This is a genomic window from Paenibacillus sp. FSL M8-0334, assembly GCF_038000405.1.
GTDB classification, from domain to species: Bacteria; Bacillota; Bacilli; order Paenibacillales; family Paenibacillaceae; genus Paenibacillus_AQ; species Paenibacillus_AQ campinasensis.
Genome location: NZ_JBBOCH010000001.1, coordinates 2,278,474 through 2,301,739 on the forward strand (window position 1 = coordinate 2,278,474; position 23,266 = coordinate 2,301,739).

A 23,266-nucleotide genomic window follows, 5' to 3' on the forward strand; every position below is an offset into this window, starting at 1 on the left:
CCCTACCTCCTCTCAAGACACATAGATATTTTACCACGCATGTCTGGCCATCTCAACAAACGGGGATGGGCAGCGTTCCATGACCACTCGTGCGAATTATTTGCTGTAGATTTCCGGTTTCAAAATCCCGATGTAGGGGAGGTTCCGGTAATGCTCGGCATAATCAAGCCCATACCCGACCACGAACGCATCAGGCAACACGAATCCGGTGTAATCGGCTTGAAGATCAACCGTGCGCCGCGCCGGTTTGTCGAAGAGTGTGCACACGGCAACCGACTTCGCCTTCCGGTTCTGGAGCATTTCAATCAAATGACTGAGCGTAAGACCGCTGTCAATAATATCCTCAACGATCAACACATCTCTTCCCTCTACAGACACATCCAGATCCTTGATAATCTTGACGACACCAGAGGACTTGGTCGATGCGCCATAGCTGGATACCGCCATGAAGTCCAGCTCAAGCGGTACTGTTATCGTTTTAACCAAATCTGCCATAAAAATAAACGCACCTTTAAGAACGCAAATAACTAGCGGATTGCGTCCCTCGTATTCGGCGCTGAGCTTGGACCCCAATTCCCTGATCTTGGCTTGAATCTCTTCCTCGCTGATAAGTACTTCCTGAATGTCGTTATGCAACGTTAGCCGAACCTCCTACGTTATACTATGAAAGCGTGAAACTTCGTTCATCACTTGCTACATTTCCACAAGCTCCATACGGAGCACACGCGATGTATGCTGCCCTACGGCAGCATGTATCGATCGCCTTACACCCGGAATCCACACGATATTCCCGGAAGGATCACAGACGATCGGAATACGGGACCTTTCGGAAGGAGGGATTTTCTCGTCAATGAGAATATCTTTCACCTTTTTGGTGCCGTTTAATCCCATGATCTTCATCTTATCTCCGGGCCTTCTGCTTCGGACCGTCAATGGAAACGCAAGCCGATCCGCGTCAAATTCCGCCTCGGCGGCTTCGCTGCTGGGCCTGCCCCTGCCTCGGTCCTTGTGATGGCTGATGATCAGCGTCTTGCCGATCTCCGGAAGCCTGATCTCCGATATGGCCGGTGAATCAATCGTGTATATGTACTGTTCCTGCTCTGATGGCGGCTGTGGCCAAAAGACGATGGTATCGTACTCTCTGACACAGGTGATCCCTTCTCCAAGATCCAACCGCCAGTTGGATCGGTCCTTGCGGAGAATGCCTTGGCGCACCGATTCAATTTTACTGAAATCGGCATTTTCCTGCTCTGACGGCAGGTAATTTAATATTAGTTTAATCAAACGCCGTTGTAAAGCAACATGTAAGCCCAAAAAGGAAGGCGCCTCAAAGGCGAGCCTTCCGTTGTTCTCCCGGACCAAAGTTTGGTACACACGCCGCGCCTCAAGCTCCACAAAATCATCTTCCTGCTGAATCACTTCGGCCAGCTGATTGAGCGAAGAGGAAATATGCGGGTGGTAGGTCTCCAGAAAAGGCAGCACTTCCAGCCGGATCGCGTTTCGCCGGTACTTGGTCTGCAGATTGCTGTTGTCCACAGCATAGGCAAAGCCGCACCTGTCGCACAGCTCCACAATCTCCGCCTTCGATCGCTCCAGAAACGGGCGAATGATGCCGATATGCTGCTCCCTGCGCTTCATCCTCATGCCCGCCAGCCCCGATGGACCGCTGCCCCGAAGCAGTCTCATCAGCACCGTCTCTGCCTGATCATCCGCGTGGTGGGCAAGCGCAATCGAGCTTGCCTTATATTTATGGGCGGTTCGGAACAAAAATTCATATCTTTTATCCCGCGCCGCTTCCTGAGCCCCTTTCCCGCTTTCTTCCATATAAGAAGGAATATCGAAATAGGCCATCTCCAGCGGGATGTCCAGGCCGGCGGCCAGCTGCTTCACCAGCTCCGCCTCCTGATCCGACTCCTTACGGAAACCGTGATGGACGTGGGCACATACCAGATCAAGCCCCTGCCTTGTGGAGATGGCATGCAGCACATGCAGCAAAGCCACCGAGTCAGGCCCGCCAGAAACGGCTACAACGATGCGATCACCGCTAGTCCACAGCTTGTGGTCCGCCGCTGTCTTTTCGATGTGTTGTACGAATGATCTTAACCTGTCTTCCACCATGAACAATCCCCTTTGCTAACCCGAAGGCGCGCCCGGCGCACAAGACGGCTGGCTTTCTGTCATGTTTCGCCTACCGAAAGATGCGCGGCTAACGAAACAGAAAAAATATCGTGCACGCCAAAATAAATAACGATAGCGCGAACGCATTTCGGAGCCAGCGCGGGGTATCCTGCTGCCTGCTGCGGGCTCTGCCTGCGGACGGCCCCCGGATGCTGCCTCTCCATTGGTTCAACGCTTCCCGTGAATCCGCGAACTCCCCGGCCAGCGCCTTGTTCAGCCATGCGGCATATGGCTTGAACGCCGGGTTTCTTCGCACGAGCATCACAAGATCAGTCATGCTGCGCGTCTGGGGGAGCTGGCGAGACGCTTCTCTGAGCGCTTTCTCATCCAGCACTTGTATGCACATCACGGCAAACGAGAACAGATCATAGGAGATATCCCCGGTCCGGCTTCCGGCATTCCAGTACCCTCTGTCATACCATTCCGTAAATTGCTTGACGCTTCGTCCAATCGAGCTGACCCCGCCGTAATCGATCAGCTCCACCTTGCCATAGGGAGAGACCATGACATTATCCGGCTTCAAATCGCCGAAGACGTAGCCGGATGCATGCAGGAGCGACAGCTTCTCGAGCAGGTTAAGCCCCACGAGGCCGAGCCATTCCTTGCCCCGCCGTCCGATGAATCGATGCAGCGGGTCTCCTTCGATGTATCGCATCACATAGAAAGGAACATCTCCGCTGCTGTCCTGATGGTCATCCGCCTCCACTAGATAAGCGTTGTGCATCTGCTCCTTCAGCGCGCTCAGCACATTAATCTCCGACTGCAGATCCAGCGCATCATAGCCGACCTTCAATGCATATCGCTGCCGGACTCCGGCCCGATGGACCAGGTATACTCGTCCGTTTGCCCCTTTGCCGAGCGTACGCTCCACGATGTACCTGCTCTTCCGCCACTTCCCTGTAATAACGGTGCCGGGCGGATATCCCGCATTAGACAACGTAGTCACCAAGCATCCCTTCCTCTTGGCCGGTGTGACCCTTCCATGATTGATTATTTCCTAGTGTACCATATTGGAAAAATTCAATCACCTTTAACAATGCCGGACCCGTCGGCGTAGCTCCCTTCATCTGGAGGCGGCCGAACATGCTCCGCACCCCGTCCAGATCCGAGGTCCAGTTCACATCCAGCACAACCTCCTCCCCGCTTCCTCTTCCCGGGAAGTGGAAGACCGCAAGACGGCTGGCTCCGGCCCGCGCTTTCAGGCTGAGCATCAGGTCACGGATCGCCTCCTCCACGGCAGCGAGCTTCGGCTTCATGCTTGCACTGGCGTCAATGAGCAGCGCTACCTCCAGCGATGAGGTCTCGGCCAGCTCATCGACCACTTCCACAACCTGCGACCGCTTGTCCGGCGGAAGCTCCTCGAGCGAACCTCCTCCCAAAATATGCTGTATCTCCTTATTTACCGCCTGCTGGATCGTTTGAACCACCGTTTTTCTTGTCATCATCTGCATCGTCTGGGCCAGCTGCGGTGTGCCTACGATCCGGTGCAGTCCGCCTCCCGCTTTGGCAATCTCCTGAATTTCAAACGCGCCAAGCTCCCCGATGGTGCCATAGTCCAGAACGCCGACCACATTCACAACAATGCCCTCTGCCAGCGCATGCGCCGCCGCCATAACCGGGCTTTCCCCTACATTGGAGCAACCGTCCGTAATGAGCAAAATTTGTTTCATCCTTCGTCGCCTCCCGACTCTTCTTAGACATCAACCCTGTCTTATAGTCTCTATCATTTCCATATTTGAGAGACTTCAAACGAAGAATTGAAAGAATAGACGGGCAGACGCCGTGCTTCTGATCTGCGGGAAACAGCATTTCCCGGGCAATGGGCACCCCGGCCCTCGCTAACTTACCGTTCGCGGTCTTTCCATGCGGGCCATGCCCGGCACGCGCACATTGGACCATTCCGGATGATAATGATCCACCCTGCCCACGACCACCGTCATATCATCATGAATTTGATTCTGCTGATAGCGGATCACCTTCTCCACCAGGCAATCCGCAATCTCCTGCGGATCACTGCTGTCAATCTCCTGAATCATGCGCTTCATCCACAGCTCCTTGTTCACGGCATACCCCGGCGCATCATAGATGCCGTCGGTCATCATGATCAACACATCGCCTACCTGAAGCGGAAGCGAGATCAGATCGACCTCGATTTCCTGAATAATCCCGATCGGCAAATTGCTCGCCGTAACCATGATGACCTCGTTGCCCCGTTTAATAAAGCTCGGCGTTGAGCCAATTTTCATAAAGGTCGTCCGGGCCGAATATTGATCAATTAACGCCATATCCACCGTCGCATATATTTCATCCGGCGACCTTAACATCAGTATCGAGTTCACCGATTTGATCGCCAGCTTCTCATCCATGCCGGATTGCAGCAGCTGCTCCAGAATGCTCAGCGCCGAGCTGCTCTCCAGCCTCGCCCTCTCCCCATTGCCCATGCCGTCACTCAGGGCGACGGCGAACGTGCCATTCCCAAGCTCCACCGTGCTGAAGCTGTCCCCGGACAGGACATCCCCGCCTTTGGCGGCGCCTGCTACGCCGGTGACGACCTCATAGGTTTTGGCCGAGCCGAACCGGACTGTCGCCAGACCGTCCCGAGGGTGGGTCATCGTCTCCTCCACCACGGCGATATGCTCACCGAGAATGTCCGACAGGAGCGGGGCTATAATCTTCCGGCATTCGTCATAGCCGCGGGTGTAGGCATGGATAATTTCGATCTCGACCCGGCCAGGGTCCAGGCTGACAATATCGATCCCTTGGATGGACAGACCCAAATGCTGAAGCGCCTCCCGAATCTGTTCCTCCTGCAGATGCATCGCCTGACTCTCGCGCTTGATTTCCCGTGCCAGATCCTCCATCACCTGGGACACGCCGGACAACTGCTCAGCCACAAGGTGACGGCTGTCGTATATTTGCCGTTTCCACTGCATATCATGTTGATATAAATGATACTGCTGCTTCAGAGTCTCCAGTACATCTTCCTTTTTGACACATAACCGGTTCCACTCCGGCGGCAAATCCTTCGGCTCCATGTCCGGATTCTCTTCAATCGCTGTCATCATATCCGTCATATATTTGTAGGTTTGATAAAATTTCATATCCCAGCAGCTGCTCCACTTATAGCAGGTCGCGCAGCTTCCCTCTGCCACGGCATTCATAAAGTGGTTCATCTCCTCCGTCCGTTTGCCGTGCGGATGCAGCGCACCCGAGGTCTGTCCGAAGCTCTGCGAGAGCTGGCGGAACACCTGCGAGAACTGGGACACCCGATCGGCTGTCAGATCGCGGACCCGCTTGGCATATTCATGCTGTGACCGGGTGTGATCCTGGGTGCCGGGTACATATTTTCCAATCGCCTGAATGACGCTTTTCGGTGTCAGTAAAAATAGCACAATCGCAGCGCAAGTCTCCCATGTGGATGTCATCACCTCTCCCGGACTGTTGAAGTAGATGGACAGGATCGTCGCTCCGAGCAGCATCCCGAGCGATACGCCTCCCTTCTTGCCGTCCTTGAGCATGCCTGCCAGCATGCCGGAGAAAGCCAGGAGGCTCATCTGGGCAAACGCCGAAATGTTCGCCAGACTAAGAATCAATCCGGTAATGACGCCGACCGATGCACCAAGCGGTGCTCCGCCCACCAGGGCAAACAGCAGGATGAGGTAGCGTGACAGCACATGCTCAACAGACATGGCTTGTACGGTCCACCCAACCGCACCGGTCATCACCGACGCCAGCAGAATGATGAGGCACAGAATCTCTTCATTGCGGAGCGCATAGGATTTCTTGCGCATCGTCAGCACCGGAATCGCCTGAATGAACACCAGGGTCAGAACAAAACTGAGCACGGCATTCAAGGTCAGCATCATCATCGCATACCAGGTCATCGACGGGCCGATCAGCACCGAGAACAGGTTCACCAGGAAAGTCGAGACAAACACCATTAACGGCGCGTAGGATATTTCTGCCCGTTCATACGTTTCAAGGCCCCGCAGCAGAAAATAAAAGATCAACAGCTCCGCCGGAATCATCCAGAATGCGGGGGATGGCGCGAACATGCTCCCTGCAATGATGGCCGCGCCTACAGGCATCATATAGTCTCTGCGCATGAACACGATGACGGCGAAATAAGCTGCGGCAAACGGCGAAAGCTCGTTTAATATCATGGCTCGTCCCAGTAAAAAGCCCATAAAGGTTAAGAGGAGCATCCACTTCTTGGCTGCAAACAGCTGGAGGGGGCCCTGCAGAAAAGACAGCTGCCCGATCCACTCAACGAGACGGGAACGCCAAGCTCCAGACTTCCCTTTTACCGTCTCCGTACCCGGAAACATCACCAAATTTCTTCTATCCATCATTACGGCACCCCATTCTTCAGGAATTTGTGGTAGGTCCCATTATAAAACCCCATCCTGAGAAAGTTTGTCAGAACACCGTAGGTCGTCCAAAGAAATTTCCGACAAAAAAGCCCGGTTCTGCGAACGGTTGCGAAAATGCCGCTCATCCCCGTGCCCGCTGGTGTCGGGGTCGTTCTCATTCGTTTATGCTGTCGGTTCTTCCGTCCGAAATGACGATCCCTCTGCCCCTTCCAGGGCTGCCGATGGCCGTAGATTGCGTAGGAACCTGTCGTACGCTTGGATGCGGCGACAAAAAAACCGCAGAAAGCGTATCGCCTCTGCGGTGGTTATATATTTTATCGAAATTACATGCGTTTGGCTCCGCGTCCGCCGCGTTTGCCTTCCGTATTCTTCTTCAGCGAAGAAATCCGTTCTTCACTATCTTTCAGGAAGCGTGACATTTTATCCTCAAAAGAAGTCTTGCTGGCTGCGGGCTTAAACGGGCGTCCGCCGCGTTCACGGTTGAATCCACCCCCGCCACCTCCGAATCGTTCTCCGCCGCTGCGTTCCGGTCTTGGTCCCCGGGGTGGGCGGCTCTCTTCAGCCGGTTTGTCGACGGCCTGCTTGATCGAAAGACCGATCTTGCCGTCCTTATCGACATTAATCACCTTAACGGTAACGACATCATTAATCTTGAGATGGTCGTTGACGTCCTTCACGTAATTGTCGGCGATTTCCGAGATGTGAACGAGACCCGTGACACCTCCTGACAGATCCACAAAAGCTCCAAAATGCGTTATGCCTGTCACCTTGCCCTCTAACTTGGTGCCCACTTCAATTGCCATAGAATAAAATGATCCTCCCTTAAAAATATACAGTTCGATTATTGAAAATCTCGCTGCGGTGATTTGATTATACGATAGTGCCTGAACAAGGTCAACAGACGTATGTCATGCCTTTTTACGGTTCTTTAACCGAATCTTGGGGCTGTATGATCGGTGTCTCATTCGGCAGGTACAAACCGAACTTTCTCCGCGCAATCTGGCCGATATATTCCGGATCCTCCAGGCGCTCAACCTCATGCTGGAGCTCCGCCAGCGACTGGTTCACAGCCGTATACTCCTTTTGCCTCTCCGCCAGCTTCTCGTTCTGATTATAGATGCGGTCATTGAGAGAGAACAGCGTCGAGCCAGCCCAGACCAAAAACAGTGCCATCATCGTCAAGTAAATTCGTTTCCGTCTGCGGGCACCTTTGTTTATCGTTTTCTGCTGGGGAGCCTGCTTGTGACTGTCAGCAAATCTTCCCATGACCATTTCCCTCCCTAAAACCAGCGCTTCCACGCCTTGATAACCTTGTCCGTTAATCGCCTGCTCCATGCCGGAAGCCGGAGCCGGGACGTAATCGGGCGCAGCATCCATGTGAAGAGGCGCCAAAAAGGCATCAGACACCTCAGAATCAGACGCAGCAGCGATAGGACGAACCTCCAAATCAGCTTAAGCAGCCCTACCAGTAATTTAAGAATGCCGATGACGGGATTCCATATCAGCACCCGTAGCAGTCTTGACAAAAAAGACAGCAAGCTTTTTGTCACCTGAATTAACATTACCACAAAACGCCGGGTTATAACACTCCATAATAAAAAATAGATCCAAACCCCTATAAACAGACCGATAAACACATAAAACCGCAGCTGGCCGTCATTGGTCGCGTAGAGCATCCGGAACACAAACAGGGCGGCTGCAATCCAATAGATGAGGTCCAGCGCATGCTGTGACCATCTCGGGAAGCGGAGCTGGCCGGCCAGCTCCCGGTAGCTGTCGAAGGCCAGTCCCATCGCCGCTCCGGAGAAGAGCATCCAGAGCAGCGTGATCCATTGTACACTCGGGTTCATTTAAACAGCTTGCCCAGGAGGCTTTTGTTTTTCGTTTGGGAACCGGGATTCAAATAGATCAGCGAATGCACCAAACCCTCAATCGTCAATAGCCCCTCTTCCAGGCTCAGGTTTTTAATATGTAAATTTTGCCCCCGAATGGTGAGATGCCCAAGCTCGGTCTGAAGCAGAAATTCTTCGCTGTCAAAGCTCTCCACGTTTTGAACCCCGGTGATGTCCAGCAGCTTCCGGTTCTGCATCCTCAGGTCATGGCGCTTGCTCTTCCCTTGGTCGATCATGGCATGTACCCCTCCTTTTTATCAATAGCTTATGGGGAGGGGTCTTTCTTTAGAACCTGAACCTATAACACATGTCCGGCCGGATCGCTGGCGGGTTTCGCTTCAGGTCATCTGCAGCACGCGCGGGATTTACGCTGCATGACGGCCGGAGACCGCCTGAGCTACATGCCGGGCAAGGTGTACAAATACCAAAAAACGCCCCTCCGACGAGCGAAGGGACGCTTTATGAAGCCATAGACATGGACCGTTACCAGTCCAATCCGTTGTCTTTGGCAATCGGTTCTTCCTTGACCAAGGTGTACAGGCTGGCCGCTTCGTCCTTGCGTGTGCTGTCTGCTAGACGCTCCACCCGGACGGTGACCAGCTTCTGGCCAAACTGGACCGTAATCTCGTCGCCCACCTTGACCGCGGTGCTTGGCTTGGCCTCTCGGCCATTGATCAGCACCCGACCCTGATCAGACACATCCTTGGCTACGGTACGCCGCTTGATTAACCTTGATACTTTCAGGAATTTATCAACGCGCATTATTTTACGGCTTCTTTAAGCTTGTTGCCCGCTTTGAACGCAGGAACGTTCGATTCAGGGATTTCAATCGTTTTGCCTGTTTGCGGGTTGCGGCCCGTGCGGCCAGCGCGCTTGCGAGTTTCGAAAGTTCCGAAACCGATCAGTTGAACTTTATCGCCATTAGCCAATGCATCGGTGATTTCGCCAAGGAAACCGTTCAGGACGTTTTCAACGTCTTTTTTAGTCAATCCGCTTTTGCTGGAAATGTTGTTGATCAGATCTGTTTTGTTCATGAATAAAATCCTCCCAATTATCAGAAAAGTAAAAATTGCGGTCATTTACCGTGAATGATGGCTGCTGCGTCGCAGTATGCCATCTAAAAGGATATTCTGGGTTGCTTGCAGAATTCCTGCCGCAATTCCTTGATTTTTTTAAAATAGATGTGAAAAGTTATAGGTGTTCACCCGGGATATCGCCATCTTCGCCCGCTTTCGACTTCGCTTCCTGCCACAGTGCCTCCATCTCTTCCAAGGTGCTGTCCTTCACAGACCGGTTCCGGGCAGCCAGCTGCTCCTCTATGTAATGGAAGCGCTGAATGAACTTCCGGTTCGTGCGAGAGAGCGCCTCCTCCGGATCTGCCCCGATAAACCGCGCCGCGTTGCATACGGCAAACAGCAGGTCCCCAAGCTCCAGTGCCTGGGCTTCGGCTGCCTCGCCTTCCGCCACTGCGGCCCTCAGCTCGGCAAGCTCCTCCTCGATCTTGAGAAAGACGCCGTGGATGTCCTCCCAATCGAATCCGACCTTCGCCGCTTTCTTCTGCAGCTTGTAGGCCTTCATCAAGGCCGGCAGATCGCGCGGTATGCCGGCCAGCGCCGAGGCTTCCTGCGGATTCTGTCCCTTGCGACGCTTCTCCTCCTGCTTCATCTGCTCCCAGTTCTGAAGCGCGCTCTCGGCATCATTGGCGCTGCGGTCGCCAAAGACATGCGGATGGCGGAAGATCAGCTTGTCATTCAGGCTCTGGATGACATCGTACACCGTGAAGGTGCCGAGCTCTTCCTCCATCTGGGCATGGAGCATGATTTGAAGCAGCAGATCGCCAAGCTCTTCCTCCATATGCTCGGGATCGTCCTCGTCAATCGTCTCCAGCACCTCGTACGTTTCCTCGATCAGATTCTTGCGGATCGACTCATGGGTCTGCTCGCGGTCCCACGGGCATCCTTCCGGACTGCGGAGAATGCCCACGATCTCGTGCAGTCTTGCGAAGGAACGCTGTCTGAGCCCGGCATCGTCGCTGCGAGGCACATAGACAAGCGACAGGTTCCCGTAGCCGTCGATGCGGTCCAGATCATACAGCGGAACCTGCTGGATGCACTCCTCGCCTTCCACGCCGAGGGCATGGCCAACAATGACCGGATAATCATCGGGATAAATCTCCATCAGCGCCAGCTTGACCTCAGAGGCCGTGAACATATCGTACACCTGGCCGATCAAGGTGTGCAGCTGGGGTTGTACCATATGGCTGTTCAGCTCGGCAGCGTCGAGCAGCTGAAAGCCTTCAATCGGATCGAAGCCAAGGCGGACAAAGGCTTCGTCCAGGAAGCTTTCGCCGCCGAGGACGGTCAGCGCCACCTGCTCCTTCGGGCACCGTTCGCGCAGGAGCCGCACCGTCGCTTCCGCTACCATCGGATGGCCGGGAACGGCATAGACGACCTCCGACCCTGCTTCCCCTGCCTTCGCCAGATTGATCAGCTGAGAGGCAATAGACTCATACACTTCCGGAAATGTATCATGCGTCTCATAGACATGATCAAACGACTCCAGCTTCACCTGAAGTTCCTCCAGCGCAGCCATCACCGGGTGGGATAATGTCCGCACATATACCCGGGAAGCGCGCTGCATCGTTTTCAAGATACCTAAGGTTAGACGGTCGGGATTCCCCGAGCCGAGGCCAACCACCGTAATTGCTGCGCTCATATGATACTTCCTTTCGCTATTCGTTCGCGGGATTGACGTTGATATCGTACACTACTATAGCACAGAAGATCAAACATCTCACGTCTGGCCCGCACCGGCTCGCGTCTGTCCATACTTAGCGGACGCCATAGCGGGCCAGAGCGCGTCCGGCTCCGCAGCAGCCGCAGCCGCTGCATGCATTGGTGGGCGCGGCATTGGGCATGCCAGGCGCGGGTGCGCGAGGCGGCATTCATCGCCGCTGCCCTGGCATGCGCGCGGCCAGCATGGCGGCGGGTCAGACGGCCGCACGCGCCGATAAGGGCGGCTGGGCCGTCAAGCCGCCCAGAGGGCCGCCGGGCGCGCGAATGCGCCGGCGGCCTCTGCCTTGCCCAAGCTGCCCAAGGCTACCGCAGCACGCGCATGGCCCGCAGCAGCGCGGCCAGCGGCTTGCCCACCTTGGGCAGCATCCGAAGCTCCTCCGCTGTGAGGAGCTTCGTCCAGGCGGCGCCGAGCACAAAGGCGCCGCCCCCGGCCGCCACGCCGCACAGGCTGGCGGCGGCCGCAGCCGCGCGGCCCGGGGCGAAGCCGGCCGCGCCAAGCAAGCCGCCTGCCGCGCTGCTCGCGGCCCAGGCGGCCAGCGCCACGGCCGCGAATACGAGCGCGGGCCGGGCGAGCAGTTGGCCGGCGCCTGGGCGGACGCCGGCGCGGCGCATCAGCAGCGCGATGTTCAGCGCTGCTGCAGTGAGATAGGCGCATACGCCGGCGGCGGCCGCGCCTGTAATGCCAAGCTGCGGCACGAGCAGCAGGTTCAGCGCAAGCTTGATCCCCGCCGCAGCGAGCAGATGCACGGCTGGGGCGCGCACGATGCCGACCCCTTGCAGCAGCGCCGCCGAGATGATGCTCATCGTGCCGCCAACCGCAGTAAAGGCGACCCAGCGCAGCGTCCCGGTCCCGGCGGCATCCTCATACAGCATGATGTTGATCGGTTCGGCCAGCACCGCCAGCCCTACCGATGCGGTCATCCCGAGCAGCCAGAACCAGCGCAGCGCCATGCGGGTCTGCCCTTTCAGGGCGTGAACGTCCCGCTTGTGCTTCGCCTCCGCCAGCGCAGGAATAAACAGCACCGACAATGAAGTCGCGAGCATCGTCACGAGCTGGACCAAGGGCAGGCCCCGGTTGTACAATCCAAATTCCGTCATCGCCCCTCGCCCTGTCAGTCCGGAATCGCTGAGCAGACGAGGCACCGTGAACGTATCGACCAGCCCGATGAGCGGAACGGCAAGGAGGCTCAGACAGACCGGAATCGCATAGGCGATCAGACGGCGAAGAAGAACACCGGTCCCCTCCTTACTATCATCGGCACTTCCTCGAAATTCATTCACCTCCAGCTGTGCTCCGCCGCTATGCGCGCCGGGCCGAACGCCCTCCCTCCTGCGCAATCCGGTCTGCTTGCGCCAGTACCAGCCCATGACGAGCAGACCTGCGGCCCCGCCAGCCGCTGAGCCGAGCAGCGCGCCCGCGGCGATCCTGTCCGGGGATGCTCCCTGCCGGATCAGGATGAGCAACAGCACGATCATGACGGATACGCGAACGCTTTGCTCTACAATTTGCGAGACGGCAGTCGGAACCATGTTATGAAGACCTTGAAAGTATCCCCGCAGCACGGCCATCCAGGGCACAAAAGCGAGCGCAAGCGCCGCGCAGCGAATGGAAGGCACAACCTGACTCGTTCCAATCCAGTGCCCGAGGAGCGGTGCGCCGATATACATCAAGGCACCGAGCACCATACCGAACGACACCAGCAGCAGGGATGAGAGGCGAACGATCCGGAGGCTGTCCTGCCATCTTCCTTCGCTCTCATATTCGGCGACAAACTTCGATATGGCCGCCGGAAATCCGGCCGCTGCTATCGTAATCACCATCGTATATAGCGGGTTTACCGTATTATAAATGCCAAAGGCCTCGTCTCCGCCCAAATTTTGAAGGGGGATTTTCTGCAGCGTGCCAATCAGCTTTGAGCCAATCGCAGCCGCACTAAGCACAAAGGCTCCCTGAAGGAGCCTGGCTCCTGTCTGATTCGGTTTCATCATCTCTCCGCCTTTATATCCCCAGCCTCCATATGAAGGCCTTGCCTAAGGCCGATGGAGGATTGTTTAACAGCTACAACAAATCCATTATACCGGGACGCGCCAGCAGGCACAAAAACCGGATGCTTCGCCAGAACATAAAAAGCTCCCGGCTGCCCAAGAGCGACGCTCTTGTTCAGCGGGAGCTGTAGACCATTTCGTACTAGGGATAACAGGCCAGCTTATTGTTCCATTTGCTTGCCAAGGAATCCGGCCGCGGTTTCCGCCATTTTGATTTCCATTTCACCCATCGTGACAGACTCATCCTTATTCAGCAGCACCACGCTGCCGATCGGATCTCCTCCCGCGATGATTGGCGCCGCGACAAACGAAGACAGCGTCTCTGGATGATCCTTACCAATCTCGTATGTGCCGCTGTTCGCTTCCAGGACCGTTTTGCGATTCTCCATGCAATTCTCCAGCAGATTGCCGATCGGCTTGTCCAAATATTCTTTCTTCGATCCCCCCGCAACCGCAATGAATGAGTCGCGGTCGGAAATGATCGTAATGTGGCCTGTGCCTTCATACAGAGATTCGGCATATTCTTTCGCGAAATCTCCGAGCTCACCGATCGGGGAATATTTCTTCAGGATTACTTCCCCGTCCCGGTCAACAAAAATCTCGAGCGGATCTCCTTCGCGAATCCGTAAAGTACGTCGAATTTCCTTAGGAATGACCACGCGACCGAGGTCATCGATGCGGCGGACGATACCAGTAGCTTTCATGTCACTTGTTGCCCCACTTTCTTAAGAAGATTTTTCAACTACTGTCCAGTCGGGAAGAGGATGTCCCCAGGTATATAAGTTAATGTCTGACCATAGTATTCATCCGTTCCCAATTCCTTATACATCATCTGTGCAGACATTGCCTGAAATGGGCATCGACTGAAGCGATGCGCTGAACGTTACGAAGTCGAAAATCCATCATCCTGTGTGTAAATTCATGCTGTTCGTTGGTTCCAAGCCACAGCTTTACTCGCCGTTGTTGCTGTCAGTTGTATCTTCCGGAGTTCCTTCCGCCGGCTGGCCTTGATCACCCTGGCCTTCCGGTCCTTCCGTTCCTTGGTTTCCGCCCTGTTCGCCACTGTTCTCACTCTTCGGGAGATCCATGCTTTCGATGATGTCATTCAGCTCGTTCTGCATGAATTCATCGATTTTACCTGCGGCGAGTTCATTGCGAATGTCCTCTTTATCTTCATCCGGCATCGTGTCATACGTTATCTCCTGACGGGCTTCCACCTTCATGACATGGTATCCGTAGGAGGTCTCAACCGGATCGCTGATCGTGTTCAGTTCCAGGCTCAGCGCCTTCTCCTTGAATTCTGGGACCCAGTCTCCGGCACGCCGGTTCTCATACAGGCCTCCCGTTTCCTTCGAACCCGGGTCTTCGGAGTATTCCTTGGCAATCGCAGCAAAGTCTTCTCCCGCCTCCAGCTTGGACTTCACTTCGTTCGCCAGCTTGAGGGCATCCTGCGGCGTCCGCTCATTGCCTTCGGCATCCGTGAACTGGATCAACACGTGGCGTACGGTGACCCGGGTGAAATCCGTCGGGTTGTCTTCGAAATATTCCTTGATCTCATCGTCGCTAACCTGGTTCTTCTCATACTCCGACACGGTCATGATCCGATGCATATAATTTCTCAGATCTTCTTCGGTCAGGTTGCTCTGCTCCAGATAGGACTGAAATTGACTTTCGCCGCCCATCCCGGTTTTGTACTGGGCGATCTGGTCATCCACCTGCTTCTGCGCAGCTTCCTTGGCGGCATCATCCGCCTTGGCAAAGAGATATTCGTAGGTCACGCTCTGGCGTGCCAGGTACTCCTTGAACTCATCCATCTCCAGGAACTGAGCATATGCCGGCGACATAAGCGCGATGATCCGCTGCTCCAGCTCGAACTCCTTCTCCGTAATTTCTCCACCTGTATATTTGACAACCACTTTGCTGTTGTCTACTTCGGGCTCCGTATTGTTCTCTTTCCCGCACGCTGTAAATATCGACAAGGTCAGTACGGCTGTCATCGAGACGACAATCGTTCTCCATGCCTTGTTATTTCTTGATGGCATTCTGTAGTTCTCCCTTCAAATGAAATGGCTCCTTGGCGGCTTCTAGGAACTGCTCCAGCAATTCGAGCAGCTGCTGATCGGATAATCCCTTGCCTTTAATTCGGATCACCATGGATGGCCCTTGTTCAAATTGTACACGTCTTTCGAACATATTTCCAATTCGCGCAAGTTCTGTTGCATTTACAGCCCTATCCTGTCCTTCGTAAAACTGCAACACAACATCGTCGCCGCGCTGTACAATCGAATCGATGCCATACCATCTGCCGTACACCTTCAGCCTGGAAACGGCGAGAAGGTTCTTGACCGCCTGCGGAGGTTCTCCGAAGCGGTCCAGCAGTTCATCCTCCAGCTCCGCCGACTCATCGATTGTCGAGACGACAGCCACTTTTTTATAAATTTCGATTTTTTGCATGCTGTCGTAAATATAGTCCGAAGGCAGATACGCATCGATGCCAAGGTCAATAGAGGTGTTCCAATCCTGGGTCGGCGCTGCCGGCTCGCCCAGCATGCTCACTTTGCGCTTCTGGATCTCCTCGGCCAGCATCTGCGAGTACAGATCGAAGCCTACCGAGGCGATAAATCCGTGCTGCTCGGCCCCAAGCAGATTGCCTGCCCCCCGAATGGCCAGGTCGCGCATCGCGATTTTAAAGCCCGAACCCAGCTCGGTAAATTCCTTGATCGACTGCAGACGCTTCTCCGCCACCTCTGTCAGCACCTTGTCCCGCTGGTACGTGAAGTAGGCATAGGCAATCCGGTTGGATCGGCCCACACGCCCGCGCAGCTGGTACAGCTGGGATAAGCCCATCTTGTCAGCATCGTGCACGATCAGGGTGTTCACATTCGGAATGTCGACCCCGGTTTCAATAATGCTGGTGCTGACCAGCACATCATATTCTCCGTCCAAAAAGTCGAGAATCGTCTTCTCCAGCTCGGTTTCCGTCATTTGGCCATGGCCGACGCCGACCTTCGCTTCAGGCACCAGCATGGAGATCTGGGCCGCCATTTCCTGAATGCCCTGAACGCGGTTATACAGGTAGTACACCTGTCCGCCTCGGGCCAGCTCACGCTCAATCGCTTCGCGGACCAGCGTCTGGCTGTGCTCCACAACATACGTCTGCACCGGGAAGCGGTTCTCCGGCGGTGTCTCAATGACCGACAGGTCCCGCACCCCGAGCATGGACATATGCAGCGTACGCGGAATCGGCGTAGCCGTCAGCGTCAATACGTCCACATTCGTTTTCAATTTCTTGAGCTTTTCCTTGTGCGTCACGCCGAACCGCTGCTCTTCGTCGACGATGAGCAGGCCCAGGTCCTTGAACACGATGTCCTGCGACAGCAGGCGATGCGTGCCGATGAGAATGTCCACTCCGCCCAGCTTCACCTGCTTGATCGTTTCATTCTGCTCCTTGCGGCTTCGGAAACGGCTCAACACCTGAATGTTAATCGGGTAGTTAGCAAAGCGCTCACGGAAGGTTTCGTAATGCTGCTGTGCAAGAATCGTTGTCGGCACCAGAACGGCCACCTGTTTGCCTTCAATGGCCGCCTTGAATGCTGCCCGGACGGCCACCTCGGTTTTACCGTAGCCCACATCGCCGCAGAGCAGGCGGTCCATCGGCCGGTTCTGCTCCATATCCTTCTTGATTTCGGAGATCGCCCGAAGCTGATCCGGCGTCTCGTCATAAGGGAACAGATCCTCGAACTCCTGCTGCTCCGGCGTATCTTTCTCAAAGCCATAGCCCGGAGCGGCCTGGCGCTCGGCATACAGCTTGATCAGATCGTCGGCAATATCCTGAACCGAGGAGCGGACCTTGTTCTTCACCCGGTTCCATTCGTTGCCGCCGAGCTTGTAAATCTTCGGCTCCTTGTCCTCGGACCCGACATACTTCTGAATCAGATCAATCTGTTCGATCGGTACGGACAGCTTGTCGCCGCCGGCATACAGGATATGCATGTAGTCCTTGTGAATGCCGTTAATTTCAAGCGTTCCGATTCCCATATATTTCCCGATCCCGTGGTTTTGATGCACCACATAATCGCCGACCTTCAGCTCGGTATAGCTTTTGATCCGCTGGGCGTTGTCCATATTTTGGGTCGTTTTGCGTGTCTTGCGCTGCTTGGAGGTGAACATCTCGCTTTCGGTGATGATGGCGATATGAACCGAAGGCATTTCGTAGCCGTTTTGCAGATGGCCCTCCAGAATCGTCGGCTCCTCAATGCCATAGTCGTCAAGCACCCGCCGAATCCGGTCCATGCGCTCGGCATCGCCGGCGAGCATGAACACCTGTACGCCGGATTTCTTCCAGCGCTCCATCTCGGCTTTCAGCACGTTCATCTGGCCATGGAAATCCTGCATGCCGCGCGTAATGAAGTTGACGATGTTTTTCGGCTGCATCTTGGGAACCTGCCGCAGGAAGATCGAGATGAGCAGCGCCTGATAACGATGCTCATAGATCAGCTCCTCGCTGTCGAGCGACAGCGGCAGGTTCGGCAGCGTTTTGCCGTTTTGCATCAAATGCAAATTCCACTCCGCCTCATCCCGCTCCAGCTGCTTCGACGTTTCAAGCAGACGTGCCGGCTCATCCATAATGAGCAGGGTATCGTCCGGCATGTAATCATACAGATGGGTCTTTTCCGGATACAGCAAAGAAATATATTTATAAATTTCAGGGAAATACATGCGTTCTTTCAGCATCTCCAGCTCACGGTGGATCTCCTCGCGAAGACGCAGCTTCGCCTGACGATCCGTCATCGCCTCCAGCTGGGCTTCCAGCAGCCGCTGCACCTTGTCCGCTGCCTGCCTCATCCGCTCTTCGGTCGCAATAATCTCCTTGCACGGGGTAATGACAACCTCGCGGACCTTGTCAATCGACCGCTGATCGGACGGGTCAAAGGTGCGGATGGAATCAATATCTTCGTCAAAAAGCTCAATCCGGTAAGCAAGCTCCGACGTCATCGGGTAGAAGTCCACAATGCCGCCGCGCACACTCATCTCGCCGCGGCTTTCCACCCGCTCGACACGCTCGTAGCCCATCTCGATCATCTTGTTCAGGAATTGCTCCAGCACAAGGGTCCCTCCGTCCTGAAGGGTGATTCGGGCTTCGGCCATCGCTTCAGGCGTCGGCAGAAGGCGACGAACGCCCGAGAAAGGCGCAACGACAATGCCCCGGAAGCCTCTGGCGCAGCGGGTAAGCACATCGATCCGCTGCGCCAAAGTCTCGGGGCTGGATACCGCCGATTCCGCAGCGACCAGTTCATTGGCCGGATAGAGCAGAACCTGATCCGGTGAAAGCGCATCCTGAAGATCATCTGCAATTTTCTGAGCGGAGAACATGTTGTGGGTCACGACCAGCAGCGGACGCTGCTGCTCCTGATACAGAGCCGCCATTAAGATTTGCCTGGACGAACCGGAAAGACCGGAGATCAATTGCTCCTTCATGCCGGCACGAAGGCCGGCAGAAATCGATTGGAAATCCGAATCTTTCGAGAATACATCAATAAGTGCTTGTAACAAAAGGGGCACCTCTCTTATGCACAAGAAATAAAAAACTTAAAATCTACTGCAATTCCATAATAGATCCAATATATAACCGAAAAGAGCCTTGAGCATAAAACTGCCAAGGCTGAGGCGGCATGACGAACAGCCGCCGGTGTGTCTTCGAGGATAGCAACTCAAGATCCGGGGCTTCCTTCCGGTTACTGAAGCGGATTGGTAAGCAGGCTGAGCTCGGGATTAGCCTCCAGCGCCTCTCTGCAGTGATCACAGGTCACCCGCACCGTAACCTCCCCGTTAAAATCATACGCTATTATATCCCTGCGCTCCTCGGGGGTCAAGGAATCAAAGCCTAATCGGGCTTCTGTCACCTCGTGGGAATCAATTCTGCCCTGAAACGTCCGGCAATGTCTGCAAATATAGTTTATCGCCATCATATGCCTCCTGAAGATCGTATATACCTTCAGTATGCCCGGTTCAGCCGCGTTTCAGACGAACAATTGGTGAACACTACCCGATGTTTCCAGATTCCTCTACGCCGTCTATGACTTGTTGAACTTGGCCATCGTCTGCTCAAACGTATGGTCAAGACTGTATTCCAGTGCATCACAGGTATGCTCAATCATCTGCTTCAGCGGTTCCTGCTCCTTCTTCGGAAACGCACCAAGCACGTAATCCACGATGGCATAGCCCGGCTCTGGCCGCGATATGCCCATCCGGACCCGGTTAAAGGTTTGGGTTCCGGTATGCTGGATGATGGATTTAATGCCGTTGTGGCCGCCTGCACTTCCCTGATAGCGAAGCCGGATTTTCCCGACCTCGGTATCCAGGTCATCATAGACCACGATCAGATCGTCCAGGGAAACCTTATAATAGTCCATATACGCGCGGACCGCTTCCCCTGATAAATTCATAAACGTCATCGGTTTGATTAAAACCGTTTTCGTACCAAGGATCATTCCTTCCGCAATAACCGACTTGCATTTGCTCATCGTGAATTTCATACCATGCCGCTCGGCAAGCGCGTCCAGTGCCATAAAACCGACGTTGTGGCGCGTCTTCTCATAAGCAGGGCCAGGGTTTCCCAGCCCGACAATCCATTTCATCTCGTCCAAGTTCCTTTCATCATTTTTGCTTTCTTCTTTGCCTTTTTCTGAGTACAATATGATCATACTCTAATCACGGATATAACAGGCCATACCGAAGCATAAATTCGAATACGCCCCATGAAGAAGGTGAATCGGCATTGAAAGAGTTTGATCAGCGTTTAACGCACCACAGCCATTTTCAATACCATATGAAGCATGCCATTCCCGTCCAAGTCTACGAGCGGGATTGTCACGTTGATGTGGGCTTGATTACAGCCGTGGACCCCAACTTCGTTGAAATCGAGGGAACGCTGTACAATCGACAAACATTCGTATTTGTATCAAGACCCGGCTACTAGTCCGACGGCCTCTGGGCTGCTTTGTTGTGAAAGCGTTTTCCCATCGGGAGTCCAGCCGAACCAGCGGCTCACCTGGTGTCACTCATAGCCGACAAGGGCTACATTTCCACCGGACGGTGGAGATGTAACCCTGCAGGCACGGTTTATTATTCTATTTCAAACAACTTACTGATTGATAATTCCTCATGTACCCGGATGATCGCTTCGCCCATCAGCGGTGCAACAGACAGCACGGTCAGCTTGCTGCTCGGGTTCGGATTCGTGATCGGAATCGTATCGGTGACAACCACTTCCTTGATCGGCGAGTTCTCCAGCCGCTCATGCGCCGGCCCGGAGAGCACCGGATGCGTACAGCACGCGTACACCTCTTTAACGCCGCCTTCCATCAGCGCATTCGCGCCCAGCACAATGGTACCGGCCGTGTCGATAATATCGTCGATCAGAATCGCCGTCTTGCCTTCGATATGACCGATGATGTTCATCACTTCGCTGACATTTGGTTCTGGACGGCGCTTGTCGATAATCGCAAGCGGCGCATTCAGGAAATCAGCCAGCTTTCTCGCACGGACAACGCCGCCATGGTCTGGCGATACGATAACCGGATTCTCAATCTGCTTGGAACGGAAATACTGGGCAAGAATCGGCACGCCTAGCAGATGATCGACCGGAATGTCGAAGAAGCCCTGGATCTGCATCGCATGCAGGTCCATCGTAATGACGCGATGCGCGCCGGCCTTCTCGATCAGATTCGCAACCAGCTTCGCGGTGATCGGATCTCTGGAGCGGGCTTTCCGGTCCTGACGGGCATAGCCGTAGTACGGGATGACAACGTTGATGCTTTTTGCCGAAGCCCGCTTCAGCGCGTCCACCATAACCAGCAGTTCCATCAGGTTATCGTTAACCGGATAGCAGGTCGACTGCACAATGTAGACATGGCAGCCGCGCACGCTCTCGGAAAGCTTCACTTGAATCTCCCCGTCGCTAAAGCTGGTCGTGTGGGATTCCCCCATCGGAATACCGATGTAATCTGCAATCTGATGGGCAAGTTTAGGATTGGAATTACAGGTGAATATTTTTAATTTAGAATCAAGATAAGTCATAGAATAAATAACCCTCCGTGCTGGTTCGTTGAATTAGGCTGTCCGATCACCGCTTGTTCAATTACCGGGAACCGGCGTTACGATTTTTTCTTGTTCTTTTTGGCGAGTGCTCTTGCCCGGATCTTCTCGGCGTATCCCGGCTTGTTCTCCTGTCGTTGTCTGGCAATTGCCAGATCGTTCTCCCCAACGGATTGGGTGATAGTCGAGCCGGCGACAACAAATGCGCCCTTGCCGACAGTGACCGGAGCGACAAGATTGACGTTGCTGCCGATGAAGGCATCGTCCTCGATCTCGGTAATGGACTTATTATAACCATCATAGTTGACCGTTATCGCGCCGCAGCCGATATTTACATTCTTGCCGACTTTGGCATCGCCCACATAGCTGAGATGAGACACCTTGGAGCCGTTGTCGATCGTAGCATTCTTCACCTCAACAAAATCCCCAACCTTCACATCCTCGCCCAGCTTGGCTCCTGGCCGCAGGTATGCGAATGGGCCGACAGACGTCCGGGAGCCGACTTCAGCCCCGCTCAATACGGAATGCTTGACGGACACGCCGTCTGCAATGACGGAATCCTCGATGTCCGAGTTCGGACCGATGGTGCAGTCCTGACCGATGACCGTATGTCCTTTCAGCACCGTGCCCGGATATAGAACGGTATCCGATCCAATCTGTACATCAGCCCCAATGTAAGTGGAATCCGGGTCGATGATGGTGACGCCACTCAGCATATGCTGCTTGGCAATCCGCTTCCGCATAAAGCCTTCCGCCTCCGATAGGGCAAGGCGGTCGTTAACGCCGATGGATTCTGCATAATCGCTGGTCTGGTAAGCAAGCACCGTTTCACCGGCATTCTTCAATATGCTGATCACATCGGTCAGGTAGTACTCCTGCTGCGCATTCTGATTGGTGACTTGTTCCAGTGCAGCAAACAGTTTTTTATTATCAAAACAATAGGTACCGGTATTAATCTCCTGCACCGCATCTTCTTCCGGACTGCAGTCCTTCTGTTCTACGATGCGCAGCACACTGCCCTCACTGCTACGAATCACGCGTCCGTAACCTTGCGGTTGGTCCAGATGTGCCGTAAGAATGGTAGCCGCTGACTGCTGCTCCTCATGAAGCGCCAACAGCTTATCTAAGGTCTCTGCTGTAACAAGAGGGGTGTCTCCGCAAATGACAATCGTGGAGCCGTCCACCCCGCCAAGAAGATCCTTGGCCTGTTTCACGGCGTGGCCTGTCCCGAGCTGTTCCTCCTGAAGGACATATTCCGCCGCGTCTCCAAGGTATGCGCGAACCGCGTCGGCACCATGTCCTACCACCACAACACTGCGCTCGCAGCGCGCCTGGCGGACCGTATCAAGCACATGTCCTACCATCGGCTTGCCGCAAACCGGGTGCAGCACTTTATACAGTTTCGATTTCATTCGTTTGCCCTGCCCAGCAGCGAGCACAATAGCATATCTTTTCAAGGGCCATGCCTCCTCCTCTTGAACTCAATACTGAATATATATCATTCTACAAAAAAAGAAAAGAGAGCCACGAGTATGGCTCTCTTTTCCTTGAACCCCAATTTTGAATCTTAAGCGCCTTCTTCAATCACTTCTTCTTCCGTGGCAGCGCGTTCATACTCGGCCAATACAGCCGATTGAATCTTCTCGCGAGTGCCGGAAGAAATAGGATGGGCAATGTCGCGAAACTCTCCATCTGGAGTGCGCTTGCTCGGCATGGCAACGAACATTCCGTTGTTACCGTCGATAACGCGAATGTCGTGAACGACAAATTCATTATCGATGGTAATGGATGCGATTGCTTTCATTCTCCCCTCAGAGTTGACGCGGCGGAGTCTGACATCCGTAATTTGCATGTGTGTTCACCACCTTTTTCCATCAGAGACTTG

21 protein-coding genes are annotated in these 23,266 nt (G+C 54.5%); all 21 read right to left on the minus strand.

The window, feature by feature from the left end; translation table 11 throughout:
- Positions 1 to 96: 96 nt before the first annotated feature.
- Positions 97 to 636 carry a hypoxanthine phosphoribosyltransferase gene (gene hpt / locus MKX64_RS09940; protein WP_095267696.1) on the minus strand — a complete coding sequence of 180 codons (540 nt, stop codon included), beginning with the start codon at positions 634 to 636 and terminating at the stop codon, positions 97 to 99.
- Positions 637 to 693: 57 nt separating this feature from the next.
- Entirely contained in the window at positions 694 to 2,118 is a 1,425-nt protein-coding gene (gene tilS, locus MKX64_RS09945) for a tRNA lysidine(34) synthetase TilS (RefSeq protein ID WP_095399175.1), read from the minus strand.
- Between the two features lie 88 nt (positions 2,119 to 2,206).
- Positions 2,207 to 3,124, minus strand: coding sequence for a protein kinase domain-containing protein (locus tag MKX64_RS09950; RefSeq protein WP_095267720.1), 918 nt, complete (start codon positions 3,122 to 3,124; stop codon positions 2,207 to 2,209).
- The gene (locus MKX64_RS09955) at positions 3,108 to 3,848 is read right to left on the minus strand and encodes a vWA domain-containing protein (protein WP_095399174.1); all 741 of its coding nucleotides are present in this window, start codon (positions 3,846 to 3,848) and stop codon (positions 3,108 to 3,110) included. The genes MKX64_RS09950 and MKX64_RS09955 overlap by 17 nt, the downstream gene beginning before the upstream one ends.
- A gap of 168 nt (positions 3,849 to 4,016) precedes the next feature.
- Entirely contained in the window at positions 4,017 to 6,530 is a 2,514-nt protein-coding gene (spoIIE, locus tag MKX64_RS09960; protein ID WP_196426472.1) for a stage II sporulation protein E, read from the minus strand.
- A 344-nt stretch (positions 6,531 to 6,874) separates the two neighbouring features.
- Positions 6,875 to 7,354 carry a S1 domain-containing RNA-binding protein gene (locus tag MKX64_RS09965; protein WP_095267693.1) on the minus strand — a complete coding sequence of 160 codons (480 nt, stop codon included), beginning with the start codon at positions 7,352 to 7,354 and terminating at the stop codon, positions 6,875 to 6,877.
- A gap of 115 nt (positions 7,355 to 7,469) precedes the next feature.
- Entirely contained in the window at positions 7,470 to 7,817 is a 348-nt protein-coding gene (locus MKX64_RS09970) for an FtsB family cell division protein (protein ID WP_095267692.1), read from the minus strand.
- Between the two features lie 14 nt (positions 7,818 to 7,831).
- Positions 7,832 to 8,401 carry a spore cortex biosynthesis protein YabQ gene (yabQ, locus tag MKX64_RS09975; RefSeq protein WP_095267691.1) on the minus strand — a complete coding sequence of 190 codons (570 nt, stop codon included), beginning with the start codon at positions 8,399 to 8,401 and terminating at the stop codon, positions 7,832 to 7,834.
- Positions 8,398 to 8,679, minus strand: coding sequence for a sporulation protein YabP (gene yabP, locus MKX64_RS09980; protein ID WP_095267690.1), 282 nt, complete (start codon positions 8,677 to 8,679; stop codon positions 8,398 to 8,400). The genes yabQ and yabP overlap by 4 nt, the downstream gene beginning before the upstream one ends.
- Positions 8,680 to 8,926: 247 nt before the next feature.
- Positions 8,927 to 9,205, minus strand: coding sequence for an RNA-binding S4 domain-containing protein (locus tag MKX64_RS09985; protein ID WP_095267689.1), 279 nt, complete (start codon positions 9,203 to 9,205; stop codon positions 8,927 to 8,929).
- Positions 9,205 to 9,477, minus strand: coding sequence for an HU family DNA-binding protein (locus MKX64_RS09990; protein ID WP_095267688.1), 273 nt, complete (start codon positions 9,475 to 9,477; stop codon positions 9,205 to 9,207). Before MKX64_RS09990 ends, MKX64_RS09985 begins: the two co-directional genes overlap by 1 nt.
- A 157-nt stretch (positions 9,478 to 9,634) precedes the next feature.
- Positions 9,635 to 11,158 carry a nucleoside triphosphate pyrophosphohydrolase gene (gene mazG, locus MKX64_RS09995; protein ID WP_095267687.1) on the minus strand — a complete coding sequence of 508 codons (1,524 nt, stop codon included), beginning with the start codon at positions 11,156 to 11,158 and terminating at the stop codon, positions 9,635 to 9,637.
- A 383-nt stretch (positions 11,159 to 11,541) separates the two neighbouring features.
- Positions 11,542 to 13,224 carry a putative polysaccharide biosynthesis protein gene (locus tag MKX64_RS10000; protein WP_341036284.1) on the minus strand — a complete coding sequence of 561 codons (1,683 nt, stop codon included), beginning with the start codon at positions 13,222 to 13,224 and terminating at the stop codon, positions 11,542 to 11,544.
- Positions 13,225 to 13,445: 221 nt separating this feature from the next.
- Positions 13,446 to 13,988: a stage V sporulation protein T gene (gene spoVT, locus MKX64_RS10005; protein ID WP_095267686.1), complete on the minus strand. Its 543-nt coding sequence runs from the start codon at positions 13,986 to 13,988 to the stop codon at positions 13,446 to 13,448.
- A 246-nt stretch (positions 13,989 to 14,234) separates the two neighbouring features.
- On the minus strand, positions 14,235 to 15,326 hold the full coding sequence (locus MKX64_RS10010) for a peptidylprolyl isomerase (protein WP_095267685.1): 1,092 nt from the start codon (positions 15,324 to 15,326) through the stop codon (positions 14,235 to 14,237).
- The gene (mfd, locus tag MKX64_RS10015) at positions 15,310 to 18,837 is read right to left on the minus strand and encodes a transcription-repair coupling factor (RefSeq protein ID WP_095267684.1); all 3,528 of its coding nucleotides are present in this window, start codon (positions 18,835 to 18,837) and stop codon (positions 15,310 to 15,312) included. The genes MKX64_RS10010 and mfd overlap by 17 nt, the downstream gene beginning before the upstream one ends.
- A gap of 182 nt (positions 18,838 to 19,019) precedes the next feature.
- Positions 19,020 to 19,250: an anti-sigma-F factor Fin family protein gene (locus tag MKX64_RS10020; protein WP_095267683.1), complete on the minus strand. Its 231-nt coding sequence runs from the start codon at positions 19,248 to 19,250 to the stop codon at positions 19,020 to 19,022.
- A gap of 108 nt (positions 19,251 to 19,358) precedes the next feature.
- On the minus strand, positions 19,359 to 19,922 hold the full coding sequence (gene pth, locus MKX64_RS10025; RefSeq protein WP_095399185.1) for an aminoacyl-tRNA hydrolase: 564 nt from the start codon (positions 19,920 to 19,922) through the stop codon (positions 19,359 to 19,361).
- 487 nt (positions 19,923 to 20,409) lie between these two features.
- Entirely contained in the window at positions 20,410 to 21,363 is a 954-nt protein-coding gene (locus MKX64_RS10030; protein ID WP_095267681.1) for a ribose-phosphate diphosphokinase, read from the minus strand.
- Between the two features lie 77 nt (positions 21,364 to 21,440).
- Positions 21,441 to 22,838, minus strand: a complete 1,398-nt coding sequence (glmU, locus tag MKX64_RS10035; protein ID WP_095267680.1) for a bifunctional UDP-N-acetylglucosamine diphosphorylase/glucosamine-1-phosphate N-acetyltransferase GlmU — start codon at positions 22,836 to 22,838, stop codon at positions 21,441 to 21,443.
- Positions 22,839 to 22,948: 110 nt separating this feature from the next.
- Positions 22,949 to 23,233 (minus strand): septation regulator SpoVG, encoded by a 285-nt coding sequence (gene spoVG, locus MKX64_RS10040; RefSeq protein ID WP_006207419.1) that lies wholly within the window; start codon positions 23,231 to 23,233, stop codon positions 22,949 to 22,951.
- Positions 23,234 to 23,266 lie beyond the last annotated feature (33 nt).